This is a genomic window from Paraburkholderia sp. SECH2 (assembly GCF_030464795.1).
GTDB lineage: Bacteria > Pseudomonadota > Gammaproteobacteria > Burkholderiales > Burkholderiaceae > Paraburkholderia > Paraburkholderia aspalathi.
The window spans coordinates 466,399-482,673 of the sequence record NZ_JALPRH010000001.1; the positions used below are offsets into that span (position 1 = coordinate 466,399).

Sequence of the window (16,275 nt, forward strand, 5' to 3'; positions counted from 1 at the left end):
GCCCCTGGACCACCACAATCCAGCCAAAAGCAATCCTCCGGTTTGCGCCGCTTTAACGTCCGAAATCGCAATTTAGAAGACGGCCTCTACTGGGATAATCAGCTTGTACTGGCTGGTTAAAATCTGAAAATGTTCGAATCCCCGCTGTCTGATGAAGATTGGCAACGCATCGCCCACCTGTTCCACCACGACACCACACCGAGAGTTGGCCGACCACGGCGAGATCCGCGCGAGATCGTCAACGCCATACTGTGGATCGTTCGCAATAACGAAAAGTGGCAGCGCCTCCCCGCAAGCTTTCCGCCATCGCAAACCTGCTACATCAAATGGCTGGAGTGGCGACGCGCCGGCATGATGTCGAAGGTTTTCGCCGAACTTGGCATGAGCGAGCAGTTGGGGTGTTCAAACGGCACGCGATGTTGAAGTGGTGAAACAGGACAGGAAGAATCGGGACGCCGCGGATCACATCTATGCGCGGGTTGCGCGGGTCGACGCGCGTCATGCCCGATCCGTTGTCCACTTCACGAACACTGCACCGACCTCCCGCAAGACAGCCTCCCGAGCTGGCATGTCAAGCACGGGCGCATCGTAATAGGCTGCGATCAAAAGCGGTGCGCGTCCGGGTGGACGAACGATCGCATAGTCGTTGGTTTCTTCTTCCACGCTGGTTCCGGGCCTGTCACCCGCTATCCAGTCCGGCGGTAACGCAGCGCGGAGCCGGTTCAAACCCGGCTTGCAGGCAAGCATCCAGTTTTCCAGCTGCGTACGCGATTGGGGACTCAGAACATTTCCCAAGAGAATTTTGCTCGCCGAGTTGGTGATCGAACGAGGCGTAGTGGTATCGAGCACACCGCCATATTTGTTCGACTCGGGTTCGTACCGATCGGAACGCGTCACGGCATCGCCGAGACCGCGAACGAATTGAGTCAAAGCGGCGGGACCACCGGCGCTTCTCATCAACAACACGGCCGCTGTGTTGTCGCTCACTTCGACAATCGCCTGGCACAGTGCGCCCACCGACATCGCGCCTTCTGCAACGTGTGCCTTCGTCACGGGCGACGTAAAGATCAGGTCCTTCCCGGTGTACTTCACAAGACGGGCAAGATCCTCCTTGCCGGCATCCACGCGCGATAGCACCTGCGCGGCGAGCAGTCCCTTAAACGTGCTGCACATCAGAAAGCGTTCGTCAGCGCGATGCGCCAAGGTTCGGCCCGAACCGGTATCGATAGCGAACACACCAAGGCGTCCGCCATTGCGGCGTTCGATGTCGGCTAATGGGGATGCGTTTGCGGCCAGTGTGGGAGTAACGCGAAGGCCGAGGAGCAGCGGCAACCCAAGCGTCAGATTCCTGCGTGTCGCAGAGATGGTCAAAGAGTCGTCCTCAAATCAATTCGCTCACAACAAGCACACGACGGATGGCAACGACCAGGCATATCACGTCCCGGCTCACCATAAAAAACGGGCCAGTCCTAAGTAGAACTGGCCCGCTCACAGCGAAAAAATCACGTCTGAGGATTCGTACCGTCTGCAGCCTGAGCGTTGTCGGCGTCGTCCTGCTTCTCGCCGTCTTTTTTCTCGACCAATCCCTCCAATGCACCTGCGCCTTCAAAGCCTGCAATCGCTGCAACGCCTTTCGTTAGCAGACCTGCGTCCGGATCGACTTTTTCTGCTGCTTCAACGGCCGCTACCGCACCAGCGATCTTGCCTACTTCGTCCAAGAGTCCCATTTCGCCCTCCGCGAGAAAAAGTGAAATGCCATCCTCTCACGAACTTCGCGCCTTGTCGCCAAATGTAAAATTGACTTACCACTTTGCCGCCGACCCGAAATGACATTGAAAGAAATGTCCACTCTGTACGCCTAAATCGCCTTCGTCACCGGCGCAGTGGCAGCAGGATCGGTGATGCTGGCGTGGCCTGTTTCCACGTGACCTGCTATGCGCCGCAACCAGCCCGCATTGCCTGCGACCGTCAATTGAAAGTCATACCACTGACTGCTGCATGACAAGTCCCAATGCGCCTCCACACTGCTTGCCGCAGGCACGGTCAACGTGCGCGGCGCCTGTCCATAGACGACGTCGCTTACGGTGACCGTGAGTGACTTGGTCCCAGCATTGGACACTGTCACGTAGACGTTGCCGTTGGCCACGTCGTAACAGGTCACGACATCCGGCTTGGCTGCAGCATCCGCCGTGGACGAACCCGCGAAGCGCCGGAAGTAACCGTTCGGGCCATAGACGTTCACCAGATAATTACCGTTCGCATCGAGTGCCCACGTATCGGTCAATTGCTTGCCGGCCTCGACGGTATAGCGGCGCGGCATCGCGGTCGGGTCACCCGTGTACACCCAGAAATGCGCGCCCTGCGTGCCGGTGTTCGCAAACGTCAGCGCATACCCTTGCGACTGCAACTTCCCGTTCACATGCAACTCGTACGGCAGCGCCCGCGCGGGCCGCGTGCCCGCTTCCTGCGCCGTCACCAATTGCTGAGCCGTGCTGGCCGGCGCAGCTTGCGCCGTGGAACGCGCGCATTGCAGATCGGCCTGTGCAACATAGGTTTGCGTGCTCGGCAGCGGCGGCACGGCCGCATCCGATTTCGAAAAGTCGAGCGCCGTGGTCAGGTCGCCGCAAACGGCACGGCGCCACGGCGAGATATTGGTCTCGACTACGCCGAAACGCTTTTCGATGAATTGCAGCACCGACGTGTGATCGAACACCTGCGAGCAGACAAAACCACCCTTCGACCACGGCGACACGACCGTCATCGGTACACGCGGCCCAAGGCCGTACGGCAGATTGTCGGCGGTATACGTGCCGGCCTGCGAGGCGGTCACGACGTTGTGCCGTTCGAGCGAGATGTCCACGGTGCTCATGCCGGAGCCGGGCACTGTAGGCGCCTGCGGCGGCACCACGTGGTCGAAGAAGCCGTCGTTCTCGTCGTACATGATGAACAGGACGGTCTTGCTCCACACATCGGGATTCGACGTCAGCGCGTCAAGGATCGTCGAGATGTAATTAGCGCCGTAGAGCGGCGTGAACTTCGGATGCTCCGAATACGCGGCGGGCGGCAACAGCCAGGACACTTGTGGCAATGCGCCGGCCTGCACGTCAGCCTTCAACTGTGTCAGCGTGCGCGTGCTCATCCCGCGGTTTTGCAGCGACGAACCCGCCGGTGCGTTCACGAAATTCTGGAACGAGGCCAGCATGTTCGTGCCGTAGTTGCCGGTGAAATTGTCGAAACCGGTGCCCTGCTGATAAATCTGCCAGGAGATGCCGGCCGTTTCCAGCCGCTCGGGATACGTGGTCCAGTTGAAGGGCTGCAGTTTGATCGTATCGAACTGGTTGTCGATGTAGTCGGTGTTGTCGAGTAGCGGCCCGCCACCCGTGGCAAGCGGGTCGACCATCCCCGTCATCAAATACATGCGGTTCGGATGCGTGTTACCCGGAATTGAACAGAAGTAGTTGTCGCACACCGTGAAGGCGTCGGCGAGCGCGTAGTGGAACGGAATGTCCTCGCGCACGTGATAGCCCATCGTCATGTTGGTCTTCTGCACGGCCCACTTGTCGGCGCGGCCGCTGTCGATCGCACCGTGCGTGGTGGCCCACGTATGCGGCAGGCCGCCGATACATTGCGCGTTGACGTTCGGATTGGTCGTGTCGTAGCGGAACGGCGCGATCACCTTCGTCTGATCTTCCTGACGCGGCTGGAACCATACCGGCTGGCCGTTCGGCAGCGTCACAGGGAAACGGTCGTTATACCCGCGCACGCCACTCAGGTGACCGAGATAGTGGTCGAACGAGCGGTTCTCCTGCATGAACACGACAATGTGCTGCACGTCCTGGATCGTGCCCGTGACCGAACTCGGCTCGATCGCCAACGCCTTGCGAATCGATTCGGGAAACAGGGTGGTGGCGGCAGTCGCGCCCGCCAGTCCGGCGGACAGCTTCAGAAAATCTCGACGAGTTTTGGTGACCATGCGATGGACCTAATTTGAATTCTGGACTCAGGAAGCAGGCGGGACGAAGCCCGGCGGGCAGCTCATGCGGGCGTTCACAACGGTGGCGTTGCCGCATGCTGCCTTGACCGGCGTGGACGATACGCCGTCGCTGCATGCGCCAAGCAGCGCTGCCGCAGCAACAGAACAGATGAGCGCAAAAAGCCGGAATGCCGACGTCGGCATGGAGGTCTCCGTGGAAATGAATGACTGACGGACGCGATCGCGCGTCGGCAACCGCCGCGCTCTGGCGCAAGCGGTGCCGAGACAATAGTTTCGATTTATTACACGCGAGTGTCGTGAAAAAAAGCAGATGAACTACGTGTAACCGCTAGCGCCTGGGTGGCTGCGGGTTATCCGCGGGATTCGTATCGAACCGGGCGACGCTTTTAATGCCATCGTCACTGGCGAGTGCCCTCAATTCAGCTTGCAACACGTCGGTGATTTCCTTGCCATATATCTCTTCGCCATTCACGTAGACAGTGAATGATTGCAAGTACTTCGCTTTCTTCTCCGGGTTCTCAATTGTCTGCCGGGTCCATTGATAAAGCGGATAGTTTTCCAAGCCCTGCTTTTCCGCTTCATTCACGTAGTCTGCGAAAGCGTCGAATTGACATTTCAAAGTCGCGTTGTGCTTGCCCAGCACATTGCGAAGCGCAGCATGCGAGGCACCGGCCGGGTCTGTGCGCAGATCGTTTGCAAGTTCGGGTGAGACGGTGATTCTTAGCTGGAATTGCCAGGTGGGTTCCATGTGGACCTCGTTATCGAATCATGAGCGCACGCTCGTGGATATTCAGGAAGGTAGCATGGCCGTGATCCAACGTATCCAGTCCAAACTGCTGTCAGACAAGCAGCCCATCAGCACACTGCTCGCAATCCAGCAGCCTGAAACTCCGATATCGTCTATCGAGGGGCAAGGCAGGACGCCCGCCTCGATGGCATAGCTCGTGCTTTGTAGTCCATATGGTCAAGAGCGCAATCGCTCTGCCTTACTCCACCAATCGACTTAAGAGCAAGCGCATGACATCACAAAACCCGCGTGAAAAACACCCGCTTTCGTACGGCACAGACTACGAACAGTTGGCTGCCAGGTTCAGGCCGATCTTCAACCGGATCGCGGAAGGCGCGCTCGAACGCGAACGTACTCGTGCGCTGCCGTACGAGCAGATTGTCTGGTTGAAGGAAGCGGGGTTCGGCGCAGTCAGAGTGCCGCGCGAATACGGCGGCGCCGGCGCGTCGCTTCCGCAACTCGTGCAGCTTCTGATCGAACTGGCCGAGGCCGATTCGAGTTTGCCGCAAGCGTTGCGCGGCCATTTCGCCTTCGTCGAAGACAGAATCAACGCAGCACCCGGCGCCGCACAGGACAAATGGCTGCAACGCTTCGTGGCGGGTGAGATCGTCGGTAACGCGTGGACCGAAGTCGGTGCGGTCAAGATCGGCGACGTGATCACGCGTGTCTCGCGCCACGGCAACCAGTGGGTCGTCAACGGAACCAAGTACTACAGCACAGGCAGCATCTTTGCCGACTGGATCGACGTCTATGCGCAGCGCGACGATAACGGCGCGGACGTCATCGCAGCAGTGAGCACGCATCAGACAGGCGTCAAACAAAGCGACGACTGGGATGGCTTCGGTCAACGCACCACTGGAAGCGGGACGTCCGTATTCGAAAATGCCGTGGTCGAAGAAGAGAACATCATCGACTTCGCCACGCGCTTCAAATACCAGACTGCGTTCTATCAACTCGTGCTGATTGCCGTAATTGCAGGTACAGGGCGTGCCGCCTTGCGCGACATCTCGCATGAAGTACGCAAACGCACGCGGGTTTACAGCCACGGCAACGCGCCACGCGTCAGTGAAGACGCGCAGGTGCAACAGGTGGTGGGTCAAATCGCGGCACGCGTGTATGCGGCGGAAGCTGCGGCTGTGCGAGCAGCCGAGCCTTCACAGAGAGCGTACGAAACGCGCTTCGGTGCGGACCGTGATGCAGAACATGCGGCGAACGTGGCGGCCGAAATCGAATCGGCAAAAGCCCAGGTCGCCGTGGCCGGTCTGATTTTGCAGGCGACCACGGACCTGTTCAATGCGCTCGGTGCTTCGGGCACCAGCGAAAACAAACTATTGGACCGCCACTGGCGAAACGCGCGGACCGCTGCGTCACATAATCCGCTGATCTATAAGGAACGGATCGTGGGAGATTGGGAAATCAACGGCAAGGAGCCGCCCTTCGTCTGGCAGATTGGCAATAGCCGAATTACGGCATAGTCTGCTACCGCAGCGGCATGCGGACCGGTCTCGCGGCCGGTCCGCTTCAACCTCCAAAGGCATGCAACGCAAATGAGCCTACTTCTGCGCGGAAATCTGCTTCGCCCGGATCAAGCGCGCCCGCAACACATTGCGACTAATGCCCAGCAGCCTCGCCGCCTGAATCTGATTCCGGTAGCAGAAGTCGAACGCCACACGCATCACCGTGTCTTCGATCTGCTCGAACAGGTTGCCTTCGGCGTGATCGAACAGATGACGCAGCGCCCCTTCGAGCCCTTCCAACGGTGTAGACGCAACGGGTTCGACAGCCGCTCGTCGCGCGGCATGAATCCCGAACGACGACATCTGCAGATCGCCCTCGCCTAACGAATCGCTGCGGCACACCAGCAACGCGTAGTGAATGACGTTCTCAAGCTCGCGGATATTGCCGGGCCAACTATGTTCCAGCAGCTTTCGCTCCGCGCGCGACTCGATGTCGACGGGACCGTAGCCCAGCCGGTTCCGGTACTCTTCAATGAAGTAGCGGGCCAGCGGCAATATATCGCCGGGCCGATCGCGCAACGTCGGCACAGCCAGATGCACGACATTCAGGCGATAAAACAGGTCCTCGCGGAAATGGCCTGCCGCCACCGCATCCTGCAGATGCACATTGGTAGCCGCCAGCACGCGCACGTCGATCGGAATGCTCCGGCGCGAGCCGAGCCGCACGATCTCGCGTTCCTGCAATACGCGCAGCAGCTTGACCTGCATCGATAGCGGCAGATCGCCTATCTCGTCGAGAAACAGCGTCCCGCCATTGGCCGCTTCGAACCAGCCAGGCTTGGCGCAGAACGCACCGGTAAACGCGCCCTTCTCATGCCCGAATAACTCGCTCTCCACCAGCGACTCGGAGAACGCCCCGCAATTGACCGCCACAAACGGGCCGTCCTTGCGAGCACTCAGGTTATGCACATGACGCGCGACCAGTTCCTTACCCGTCCCTGTCTCGCCGATCACGAGCACGTTAGCGTCGCTCGGCGCCACCATGCGAATACGCTCGAGCAAGGCCAGCGATTGCGGGTCCGAGAAGACCTGCGCGGTCGCGCGAATCGAAGTGGTCAGCGTGCGCTTGTCGGGCATCGTCAACAAAGGCGGCACTTCCGTTCGCGCGACGGCAGGCCGGTCCGGTAACACGTGATGGAGTGAATAGTTCATGAGTAGAAGCTCGGCGTCGGATATCGTTGCGTCAGAGCCCATTCGCCGATTTCTCGAAGCTTATAGGCAAGCGGATCGTGAAGCGTATGCGTGCGCAAATTTCGCCAGTGACGGTCTAGCCTCAACGCGCCATGCGTCGCACGCGCGCCGGCCACGTCAAACATACGGGTACAGATGGTGAGCCCGATTTCTGTGGCCGCAACTTTGGCCGTTGCAACCGCCAACGCCACGTCGCCGCGCTCGGCGTCGGTCAGCGCATCCGCTCGAATCCATGCCGCATCGAAACGATCGGCCGCGCGGTCGGTCAACAGCCGCGCCGCCTCGAGGCCCGCCCAGAACTCGCCATACTGGCCCAGGATATAAGGATCCGCGGCCGTGGTTTGCACGCCGGACGTATGCCACGGACGCGCCTCATGAAGCGTGTAATGACGGGCGTCGTTGAACGCACTTTCGCCGATGCTGAGGTACACATTCGTCAGGATCAGCTGAGCGAGTAAGGGCCGCAGACACGCAAAAGGCGTCGACAGCGGCCCTGGGTCGGTCAGAATCTCGTGGTTCTCCACTCGCACCTTTTCCAGCGTCACCGTACCGCTATCCGTTTGGCGCTGACCGATGTTGTTCCAATCCTCCGCGACGGAAATGCCCGTGCGCCCGGTGGGTACCGCCGCGATTAGCAACGCCCCCGTATCGGCGTCTCGCGCAGACGCGATCAGCATTTCGGAATCGAGCGCGCCGGAACAGAAGCTCTTCTGCCCGCTGAACTCGCGCCAATCCGCGTGCGAGTAGCTCACGGCCCGTTCATCGAGCGGGTTTAACGCATTGCCCCAGAACCATTGACGGCGCGCAGTCTGCTCGAACCAGGCGCGCCACTGCGCCGACGAACCGAACAACCGCACCGTCGCCAGCATCAGATGATGGAAGCCGAATACATGTCCGAGCGAACTGTCGGCCCGGCCAAGCGTGCGCACGACATCCAGCGTCTGCCGCCAGTTCGCCCCGAGACCGCCGTGCGCCTCCGGAATGCTCATCGCCAGAAGACCACTGGCGCGCAATGCGTCCCGCTCCGCTTTCGGCGTCCCACCTCGCGCGTCGCGTTCGGCGGCGGTTAGCGCAAATAGGGTCGCGAGCCGCTGCGCGATCTGCAGCGGCGTTTCACTGACCGATGCTGTCTCCGCGTCCGGTAGCAGACAAGCCGGCGCGTCCGGCAGTACGTAGGTCGAATTCATATGGGCAAGGACACTCACTCCGCTACACGCGGGCGTGGACCGTCATCTGTTGGCTGACGGGCGTTGAACGGCACTGATCAGGGTTGCTTCCTCAGAAGCGTATTCTGACCATCTACCGCGACTTCCGATGCATTTTGTTGTGGTATCCAAAGTCGAATTGCTGCTTACGCAGCAGCATCGGTATGGATGCTGCCTCTGCACCAGCACCGCTCTCACACATTGCCTTCCAGGCAGCAGGCCCGTTGGAATACTGAAAGCTCTCGCGTCCCTCTCCAACACCCGGCGCTGCTTCTCCAGCAGCAGCGCCGAGGCCATCTTGCTTCGCCAGCTTCATACGTCAGCCTGCAATGGTTCCATGCCACCGCGATATGCGCGGCAGCAAAAACCGCAAACGGTTATGCCATTTGACTTGGCGCGCGATCGGCGTTGGCTCGCACATTCGTCCTCGCCCCGTCTTGTCACGCGAAGCCGGATGGCACGGTATTCGCTAAATAAGCGGCACTCCCGATTAATTTGCTTTCGCCTGAAAGGATCGTTCGAATGAGTAAGAGATTGAAAGTAGTCGCCGTTTCCGGTGGATTGCAACGGCCGTCGCGCACCCTCGTGGTGGTCGAACGCCTGCTTGCCGCGCTCGGCGACGCGCTGCCGATCGACACGCATCTCGTCGAACTGGGGCAGATCGCCTCCAGCCTAGCCGGTGCGGTTCAGCGCTCGCAGGTCCCTGCCGACGTGGCCGCGCACATCGAGGCCATTGAATCGGCGGACCTGCTGATCGTTGCGAGCCCGGTGTATCGCGGATCGTATACGGGACTCTTCAAGCATCTGTTCGATCTCGTGCATCACGAGGCACTGGTCGACGTGCCGGTTCTGCTCGCCGCAACGGGCGGCAGCGATCGCCACGCGCTCGTCATCGATCATCAATTGCGTCCGCTGTTCAGCTTCTTTCAAACTCGCACGCTACCGATTGGCGTGTATGCGTCTGAAGCGGATTTCAACGGCTATGCGATCTCTAACCCGGCACTGGAGGAACGCGTTGCACTGGCTGTGACACGCGCGCTCCCATGGCTGCATGCCGGACGCCTACCCACCTCTTTCCCGCAAGCCGCAACGCTGGCTGCCTAAGTCTCTTCATTCAATCATCAGGAATACCATGAGCCAGAACCATTCTCACGACGACGCCGTCAAGTTCGCCTACTGGGTGCCCAATGTCAGCGGCGGTTTGGTTGTCAGCACAATCGAGCAGCGCACGGACTGGAGTCTCGAGTACAACCAGAAACTCGCACTCACCGCGGAGAAGGCGGGTTTCGAATACGCGCTGAGCCAGATCCGCTTTACCGCCGGATACGGTGCGGAATATCAGCATGAGTCGGTGTCGTTTAGCCAGGCCCTGTTGCACGCCACAACCAAACTCAAGGTGCTGGCGGCGATTCTGCCAGGTCCGTGGCACCCCGCCGTTGTCGCCAAACAGATTGCCACCATCGACCATATTTCCAACGGCCGTATTGGGATCAACGTGGTGAGTGGCTGGTTCAAGGGTGAATTCACCGCGCTCGGCGAACCGTGGCTCGAACACGACGAACGCTATCGCCGCTCGCACGAATTCATCGAGGCACTCAAGGGCATCTGGACACAGGACAATTTCACCTTCAAGGGTGACTTCTACCGCTTCAACAATTACACGCTGAGCCCCAAGCCCGTGCAGAAGCCGCATCCGGAGATCTTCCAGGGCGGCAGTTCACGCGCCGCACGCGACAACGCTGCGAGCGTTTCCGATTGGTATTTCACCAACGGCAACACGCCGGAGAACCTGAAGGCACAGATCGACGATATTCAGACCAAGGCAGCAAAAAACAATCACAAGGTGCGCATCGGCGTGAATGCCTTCGTGATCGCCCGCGATACCGAAGAAGAAGCCAAGGCCGTGCTCGCCGACATCATCAAACACGCGCACGTCGAAGCCGTGCATGCGTTCGGCGACGCCGTCAAACAGGCCGGCAAGGCTTCGCCGGAAGGCGAAGGCAACTGGGCCAAGTCGAGCTTCGAAGACCTCGTGCAATACAACGACGGCTTCCGCACCAATCTCATCGGTACACCACAGCAGATTGCCGAGCGCATCGTCGAACTAAAATCGATCGGCGTGGACCTCGTGCTGACCGGTTTTCTCCATTTCATCGAAGAGGTGGAGTATTTCGGCAAGCGGGTCCTGCCGTTGGTGCGTGAGCTCGAACTCAAGCAGCAGGCCAAGGCCGCCTGATCATGACAAACGCACAGCCGTCGACGCTGCCGGACTGGCTGCGCCATCAGGCGCAGCAACGGCCGCACGCTATCGCATTGCGGCACAAGCGGCTGGGCACGTGGCACGCGTTGTCGTGGCAAGACGTCGCCACGGCGGTCGAGCAGTTGGCCGCCGGTCTCGCGCAGCAAGGCTTCGCGGCGGGTGACGCGCTGCTGCTCGTCAGCCATCCGCGCGAGGAAGCGCTGCTACTGTCGCTGGCCGCACAATGGAACGGTGGCATCGCGATACCGCTCGACCCGCAACTCACCGACGACGCGTTGCGCTCAGTGCTCACGCATATCGCGCCGCGCTTCGTGTTCGCCGAAGACGACAGCCAGATCGATCGCCTGCTGACGTATGAAGGTCTGCGCGTGATCGATGCCAACCCACGCAATCTGGCGTCGCATCCGCATGCCGCGGTGACTGACTATCGAGCGTTGTCGTTGTCGGTCCACAACGAGGGCGGCTTTGCTTCCGCTGCTCGCCCCCATGACGACGCGTTCGCCTTCGTGCGCCTCGATGCCGATGGGCAACTCGTCGAACAGCGTTTCCCGCATGCGACGCTGGTGCGTGAAGCACAGCAACTCGTCGCCGCCGAGAAACTGAACGCGAGCGACGAAGCGTTTGCAGCACGCGCATTCGCCGCCGCATCCCAGGCGCGTTACCTGATCGCGCCGTGGGTACTGAGCGGCTTTCGCCTGAATTTTCCGGAGTCGCTCGCGACCCGCGACAACGACCGCCGCGAACTCGCGCCCACCCTCGTAGCAGGCACGCGCGAAACCTACGCCCGGGTGGCACAACTAGTCGACGACCGTTTGCCCGGTGCACGCTCATGGCAACGCCGTCTGATCAACCGTGCGCAGCGCAAACAGGGCGGCCCACTTGCTCGTGCGCTGACCTGGTGGCTCATCGCCCGTCCGTTACGCGAAGTGATCGGTTTTTCGCGCACGCATGCCGCGCTCGTCATCGGGCCGCCGCTCGATGAAAAAACCGCTGCGCTGTTCGAAGCAATACGCGTCGATGTGCGCGCCTGGCCCGATACCGGCGACTGGCGGCGTGTCGAACCTAAACGTCAGGCCGTGGCGCCGCAGCACTATGCGACAGACGGCGCATCAGAACAGCCGGCCTATTGACGCATGACTCAACGTCCAATGACTTCATCCTCAAACGCTCTGCTCTCGCTCGACCATATCTCGCTGTCGTTCAAGGGCGTGAAAGCGGTCACCGATATCAGCTTCGCCGTGCACACGGGTGAGATCTGCGCACTGATCGGCCCGAACGGCGCGGGTAAAAGCTCGCTACTCAACGTGATCAACGGCGTTTATCAACCGCAGCAAGGCAGCGTGAATTTCGACGGCCGTATCTATCGGCGCATGAATCCGTATCACGCGGCGCACAGCGGCATTGCCCGCACGTTTCAGAACATCGCACTGTTTCGACGGATGAGCGTGCTGGACAACGTGCTCACCGGCCGCAATCTGCATCGGCGCAGCACATGGCTTGAACAGACTTTGAGCATTGGCCGTGCGCGCCGCGATGAGACGGTGCAACGCCGTTATGCCGAAGTCGTGATCGAAGCGCTCGATTTGCAGCGCTACCGCCATACCACCGTCGGCACCCTGCCGTACGGCGTGCAAAAGCGCGTTGAACTGGCCCGCGCACTCGCCGCCGAGCCACGTCTCTTACTGCTCGACGAACCGATGGCCGGCATGAACGCAGACGAAAAACGTGCAATGGCCGGTTATGTACTCGACGCCAACACGCAATTCGGCGTGACTGTCGTGCTGATCGAGCACGACATCGGTGTCGTGATGGACCTGTCGGATCACGTGGTGGTGCTCGATTACGGCAAGAAAATCGCAGACGGCGCCCCTGCCGACGTGCGCACCAACCCGGACGTACTGGCCGCTTATCTCGGCACCCGTCACTGAGAGATTGAACGACATGGGATTTTTCCTCGAAGTACTCGTCGGCGGATTGCTGGCGGGCGTGATGTATTCGATGGTCGCGATCGGCTTCGTGCTGATCTACAAAGCGTCCGGCGTGTTCAATTTCGCACAGGGTTCGATGGTGCTGTTTGGTGCGCTTACGTACGTGAGCCTCGTCGAGCGGCACATGCACCCCGTGCTGGCATTTGCGATCACGTTAGCGGCCCTGGTGCTGATTGCGTTGCTGATCGGCCGGCTCGTGTTAAGGCCGCTGGTGAATCGCCCGCCCATTGTGCTGTTCATGGCGACGCTCGGCTTGAGCTTCATTCTCGAAGGCGCCGCGCAATTATTCTGGGGCGCCCAGGTGCACGGTCTGGACCTCGGCATCGACGACAAACCGCTGAACGTGGCCGGCGTCATGATCAGCCAGTTCGACGTCTTTGCCGCGGCGACCGCCGGCGTGCTGGTAATCGGCCTGTCGCTTCTGACCCAGCGCACGCGGCTCGGGCTGTCGCTGCGCGCAGTCGCCGACGATCCGCTCGCCGCGCTCGCTATCGGCATACGGCTGCCGCGCGTGTGGGCGATCGTATGGGCTCTCGCCGGCTTTGTCAGCCTCGTGGCGGGGCTCCTGTGGGGCGCTCGGCTCGGTGTGCAGTTCTCGCTCTCGCTGGTGGTGCTGAAGGCGCTGCCGGTGCTGATCATCGGCGGGTTTTCGTCGATCGGCGGGGCGATTGTCGGTGGCCTGCTGATTGGCGCGTCGGAAAAGCTTGCCGAGGTTTATGTCGGCAGCCTGCTCGGCGGCGGGATTGAAAACTGGTTTCCCTATCTGCTCGCGATGCTATTCCTGCTCGCGCGGCCAGTCGGTCTGTTCGGCGAACCCGCCGTTGAACGCGTGTGAGGCCCGCTATGTCATCTCTTCACACCACGCAGAACACGCTACGTCGGATCAAACCGTACCCGGTGCAATTGCCGGGGCTGAAGCTATGGTTCGCGGCGATTCTCGCGCTGATTGCGTTCGTCGCCGTGCCGATACTCGGCAACGACTACTGGCTCAATGCCATTCTGATTCCGTTCCTCGTGCTATCGCTTGCGGGACTCGGGCTGAACCTGGTTACGGGCTACGCGGGCCAGCTCTCGCTCGGCTCCGCGGCGTTCATGTCGGTCGGCGCCTATGCCACCTACAACCTCATGGTGCGGGTGCCGGGGTTGCCGCTGGTCGTCGACCTATTGCTCGGGGGATTGATCACTGCCGCCGTGGGCGCGGTGTTCGGTTTGCCGAGTCTGCGTATCAAAGGCTTCTACCTGATCGTCTCGACACTGGCTGCGCAGTTCTTTGTCGAATGGATCTTCACGCGAGTCAGCTGGTTTTCCAACAACGACACCTCGGGCGTACTCAGCGCGCCCCGCCTGACGGCATTCGGCTGGAAAATCGACACGCCGGCCGCACGCTATCTGCTCGTACTCGGCGTCACCACCGTCCTGTTCATTCTTGCGACCCGCCTCGTACGCAGCGAACTCGGCCGACGCTGGATGGCCGTGCGCGATATGGACACGGCCGCACGCGTGATCGGCATCCCGACCGGCCGCACCAAGTTGCTCGCATTCGCGCTGAGTTCATTTGTGATCGGCATTGCCGGCGCGTTGTGGGCATTTGCCTATCTGGGCACGGTCGAGCCGCACGGCTTCGATCTCAATCTGTCGTTTCAGGTGCTGTTCATCATCATCATTGGCGGCATGGGGAGCATCGGCGGGAATTTTCTCGGGGCGGCCTTCATCGTGCTGCTGCCCATTCTTCTCTCCAATGCCGCAGGCGCGCTGGCCAGCATCGGCATTGAAGCCGGTCAGTTGCAGAACCTGCAGAAAATCCTCTTCGGCACGTTGATCATCGTTTTTCTCATCAAGGAACCGGACGGACTCGCAAGACTGGTTCAGACCGCGTGGAATCGTCTGCATGACTGGCCGCTGCGCCCATGACTTCGCTTTCACGCATCACCCTTTAATCCATCGTTTATCCATTCAAGGTCCATCCAGTATGAATTTCATCGACTCCTTCAAAAGGCGCGGGACAGTCTCGCGCGTCGCCGCTGCCGCGAGCCTGATGCTTGCCCTTAGCGCCGCATTTGCGCCCACCGCGCAAGCTGCGGGCGAAGAATACTTCCCGCTGCAAAGCTATCGCGTCGGGCCGTATGCGGCGGGCGGCAGTGGCTTCTTCGGCGGCTTTATCGACTATATGAACCTCATCAATAAACGCGATGGCGGCGTCAATGGGGTCAAGCTGACGTGGAGCGAATGCGAAACCGAATACGTCGTGGAAAAAGGCGTGGAGTGCTACGAGCGGCTCAAGAGCGGCCTGAACGGCGCGCCGGCTGCGGCGACCAATCCGCTCTCGGTCGGGATCGCCTATGCGACGCTCGATCGTTCGACCGTCGACAAGATCCCGCTGGTCACGATCAATCACGGCCGCACGGATTCCACGGACGGTGCAGTATTTCCGTACGTGTTTCCGCTTCAACTCAACCCGTATAGCGAAGTCTCGGCGATCGTCAATTACATCGGCCAGCAGTCAGGCGGATTGAATCAGCTGAAAGGCAAGAAGATCGTGGTGCTCTACCATGGTTCCCCTTATGGCCGCGAGACGATTCCCGTGCTCGATGCGCTCTCCAAGAAGTACGGCTTCGAACTCACGCAGATCGAAGTCCCGCATCCGGGTAACGAACAAGGCTCGCAGTGGCTCACTATCCACCGGATCAATCCGGACTGGGTGATTCTGCGTGGCTGGGGCGTGATGAATCCGGTCGCGTTGAAGTCCGCGCAAAAGGTCGGCTTCCCGGCGAATCACATCATCGGCAACATCTGGAGTAATTCGGAGGAAGATGCACGTCCGGCAGGCGACGCCGCGAAGGGCTTCATTTCGATTACCACGCATCCCTCCGGAACCGACTTTCCGGTACTTCAGGCGATCAATCAATATGTGATCAAACCCGGCAACGGCAACCTGAAGGACCCGGCGCGCTTCGGTACGGTGTATTACAACCTGGGCGTCGTCAACGGTATTCTCAACGTCGAAGCGCTGCGCGTGGCTCAGGCCAGGTTCGGCGACAAACCGCTTACGGGCGAACAGGTGCGCTGGGGGTTTGAGCACTTGAATCTCGACGACGCGCGTCTGAAGCAGTTGGGTGCGTACGGCCTGGTTCAACCGCTGAAGCTCTCATGCTCCGATCACGAAGGCGGCGGCGCCGTCCGCTTCCAGCAATGGGACGGTCAGCAATGGAAGGTGATTAGCGGCTGGGTTCAGGCCGATCGTGCACTGTTGCGCCCGATCATCGAGAAATCGGCGAACGCGTATGCCAAGGAAAAGGGCATTACGCCGCGCGATTGCAGCAAGGATCTCTGAGC

16 protein-coding genes are annotated in these 16,275 nt (G+C 60.4%); 10 read left to right on the top strand and 6 right to left on the bottom strand.

Annotated features, from left to right (window positions below):
- The first annotated feature begins 129 nt into the window (after nucleotides 1–129).
- Nucleotides 130–423, top strand: a complete 294-nt coding sequence (locus M0D66_RS02130) for a transposase (RefSeq protein WP_211707519.1) — start codon at nucleotides 130–132, stop codon at nucleotides 421–423.
- A gap of 75 nt (nucleotides 424–498) precedes the next feature.
- Here M0D66_RS02130 and bla read toward each other — a convergent pair whose 3' ends face one another.
- The 3 genes from bla to M0D66_RS02145 form a co-directional block, all read right to left on the bottom strand.
- Entirely contained in the window at nucleotides 499–1,371 is an 873-nt protein-coding gene (gene bla / locus M0D66_RS02135) for a class A beta-lactamase (RefSeq protein ID WP_211707518.1), read from the bottom strand.
- 131 nt (nucleotides 1,372–1,502) lie between these two features.
- Nucleotides 1,503–1,727, bottom strand: coding sequence for a hypothetical protein (locus tag M0D66_RS02140; protein WP_093637023.1), 225 nt, complete (start codon nucleotides 1,725–1,727; stop codon nucleotides 1,503–1,505).
- Between the two features lie 131 nt (nucleotides 1,728–1,858).
- Complete coding sequence (locus M0D66_RS02145; RefSeq protein WP_211707517.1) at nucleotides 1,859–3,973, bottom strand: phosphocholine-specific phospholipase C; 2,115 nt, start codon at nucleotides 3,971–3,973, stop codon at nucleotides 1,859–1,861.
- A gap of 64 nt (nucleotides 3,974–4,037) precedes the next feature.
- Here M0D66_RS02145 and M0D66_RS02150 point away from each other — a divergent pair, with 64 nt between their 5' ends.
- The gene (locus M0D66_RS02150; protein ID WP_200650773.1) at nucleotides 4,038–4,205 is read left to right on the top strand and encodes a hypothetical protein; all 168 of its coding nucleotides are present in this window, start codon (nucleotides 4,038–4,040) and stop codon (nucleotides 4,203–4,205) included.
- 117 nt (nucleotides 4,206–4,322) lie between these two features.
- Here the strand turns inward: M0D66_RS02150 and M0D66_RS02155 are convergent, their stop codons facing one another.
- On the bottom strand, nucleotides 4,323–4,742 hold the full coding sequence (locus M0D66_RS02155) for a hypothetical protein (RefSeq protein WP_211707516.1): 420 nt from the start codon (nucleotides 4,740–4,742) through the stop codon (nucleotides 4,323–4,325).
- A gap of 269 nt (nucleotides 4,743–5,011) precedes the next feature.
- Between M0D66_RS02155 and M0D66_RS02160 the strand changes: the two genes are divergently transcribed.
- Complete coding sequence (locus M0D66_RS02160; RefSeq protein WP_211707515.1) at nucleotides 5,012–6,256, top strand: acyl-CoA dehydrogenase family protein; 1,245 nt, start codon at nucleotides 5,012–5,014, stop codon at nucleotides 6,254–6,256.
- Between the two features lie 78 nt (nucleotides 6,257–6,334).
- Here the strand turns inward: M0D66_RS02160 and M0D66_RS02165 are convergent, their stop codons facing one another.
- Nucleotides 6,335–7,375: a sigma-54-dependent Fis family transcriptional regulator gene (locus M0D66_RS02165; protein ID WP_244869823.1), complete on the bottom strand. Its 1,041-nt coding sequence runs from the start codon at nucleotides 7,373–7,375 to the stop codon at nucleotides 6,335–6,337.
- 71 nt (nucleotides 7,376–7,446) lie between these two features.
- Nucleotides 7,447–8,676 carry an acyl-CoA dehydrogenase family protein gene (locus M0D66_RS02170; protein ID WP_200650769.1) on the bottom strand — a complete coding sequence of 410 codons (1,230 nt, stop codon included), beginning with the start codon at nucleotides 8,674–8,676 and terminating at the stop codon, nucleotides 7,447–7,449.
- A 540-nt stretch (nucleotides 8,677–9,216) separates the two neighbouring features.
- Here M0D66_RS02170 and msuE point away from each other — a divergent pair.
- From msuE to M0D66_RS02205, 7 genes are all read left to right on the top strand, one after another.
- Nucleotides 9,217–9,798 carry an FMN reductase gene (msuE, locus tag M0D66_RS02175; protein ID WP_211707513.1) on the top strand — a complete coding sequence of 194 codons (582 nt, stop codon included), beginning with the start codon at nucleotides 9,217–9,219 and terminating at the stop codon, nucleotides 9,796–9,798.
- Between the two features lie 28 nt (nucleotides 9,799–9,826).
- Nucleotides 9,827–10,930, top strand: coding sequence for a dimethylsulfone monooxygenase SfnG (sfnG, locus tag M0D66_RS02180; protein WP_093636999.1), 1,104 nt, complete (start codon nucleotides 9,827–9,829; stop codon nucleotides 10,928–10,930).
- 2 nt (nucleotides 10,931–10,932) lie between these two features.
- The gene (locus M0D66_RS02185) at nucleotides 10,933–12,084 is read left to right on the top strand and encodes an AMP-binding protein (protein ID WP_211707512.1); all 1,152 of its coding nucleotides are present in this window, start codon (nucleotides 10,933–10,935) and stop codon (nucleotides 12,082–12,084) included.
- Nucleotides 12,085–12,102: 18 nt separating this feature from the next.
- Nucleotides 12,103–12,882: an ABC transporter ATP-binding protein gene (locus M0D66_RS02190; protein WP_093636993.1), complete on the top strand. Its 780-nt coding sequence runs from the start codon at nucleotides 12,103–12,105 to the stop codon at nucleotides 12,880–12,882.
- A 13-nt stretch (nucleotides 12,883–12,895) separates the two neighbouring features.
- Nucleotides 12,896–13,777: a branched-chain amino acid ABC transporter permease gene (locus tag M0D66_RS02195; RefSeq protein ID WP_266208868.1), complete on the top strand. Its 882-nt coding sequence runs from the start codon at nucleotides 12,896–12,898 to the stop codon at nucleotides 13,775–13,777.
- Nucleotides 13,778–13,785: 8 nt separating this feature from the next.
- Nucleotides 13,786–14,853 carry a branched-chain amino acid ABC transporter permease gene (locus M0D66_RS02200; RefSeq protein WP_211707511.1) on the top strand — a complete coding sequence of 356 codons (1,068 nt, stop codon included), beginning with the start codon at nucleotides 13,786–13,788 and terminating at the stop codon, nucleotides 14,851–14,853.
- Between the two features lie 124 nt (nucleotides 14,854–14,977).
- A complete protein-coding gene (locus M0D66_RS02205; protein ID WP_234486631.1) occupies nucleotides 14,978–16,273 on the top strand; it encodes an ABC transporter substrate-binding protein in 1,296 nt (431 codons plus the stop codon).
- The last annotated feature ends 2 nt before the right edge of the window (nucleotides 16,274–16,275 follow it).

Coding starts and splice junctions, on each gene's coding strand:
- M0D66_RS02130 (WP_211707519.1), top strand. CDS start 130: ATGTTCGAATCCCCGCTGTCTGATGAAGATTGGCAACGCATCGCCCAC.
- M0D66_RS02140 (WP_093637023.1), bottom strand. CDS start 1,727: ATGGGACTCTTGGACGAAGTAGGCAAGATCGCTGGTGCGGTAGCGGCC.
- M0D66_RS02145 (WP_211707517.1), bottom strand. CDS start 3,973: ATGGTCACCAAAACTCGTCGAGATTTTCTGAAGCTGTCCGCCGGACTG.
- M0D66_RS02150 (WP_200650773.1), top strand. CDS start 4,038: ATGCGGGCGTTCACAACGGTGGCGTTGCCGCATGCTGCCTTGACCGGC.
- M0D66_RS02155 (WP_211707516.1), bottom strand. CDS start 4,742: ATGGAACCCACCTGGCAATTCCAGCTAAGAATCACCGTCTCACCCGAA.
- M0D66_RS02160 (WP_211707515.1), top strand. CDS start 5,012: ATGACATCACAAAACCCGCGTGAAAAACACCCGCTTTCGTACGGCACA.
- M0D66_RS02165 (WP_244869823.1), bottom strand. CDS start 7,375: ATGCCCGACAAGCGCACGCTGACCACTTCGATTCGCGCGACCGCGCAG.
- M0D66_RS02170 (WP_200650769.1), bottom strand. CDS start 8,676: ATGAATTCGACCTACGTACTGCCGGACGCGCCGGCTTGTCTGCTACCG.
- msuE (WP_211707513.1), top strand. CDS start 9,217: ATGAGTAAGAGATTGAAAGTAGTCGCCGTTTCCGGTGGATTGCAACGG.
- sfnG (WP_093636999.1), top strand. CDS start 9,827: ATGAGCCAGAACCATTCTCACGACGACGCCGTCAAGTTCGCCTACTGG.
- M0D66_RS02185 (WP_211707512.1), top strand. CDS start 10,933: ATGACAAACGCACAGCCGTCGACGCTGCCGGACTGGCTGCGCCATCAG.
- M0D66_RS02190 (WP_093636993.1), top strand. CDS start 12,103: ATGACTTCATCCTCAAACGCTCTGCTCTCGCTCGACCATATCTCGCTG.
- M0D66_RS02195 (WP_266208868.1), top strand. CDS start 12,896: ATGGGATTTTTCCTCGAAGTACTCGTCGGCGGATTGCTGGCGGGCGTG.
- M0D66_RS02200 (WP_211707511.1), top strand. CDS start 13,786: ATGTCATCTCTTCACACCACGCAGAACACGCTACGTCGGATCAAACCG.
- M0D66_RS02205 (WP_234486631.1), top strand. CDS start 14,978: ATGCTTGCCCTTAGCGCCGCATTTGCGCCCACCGCGCAAGCTGCGGGC.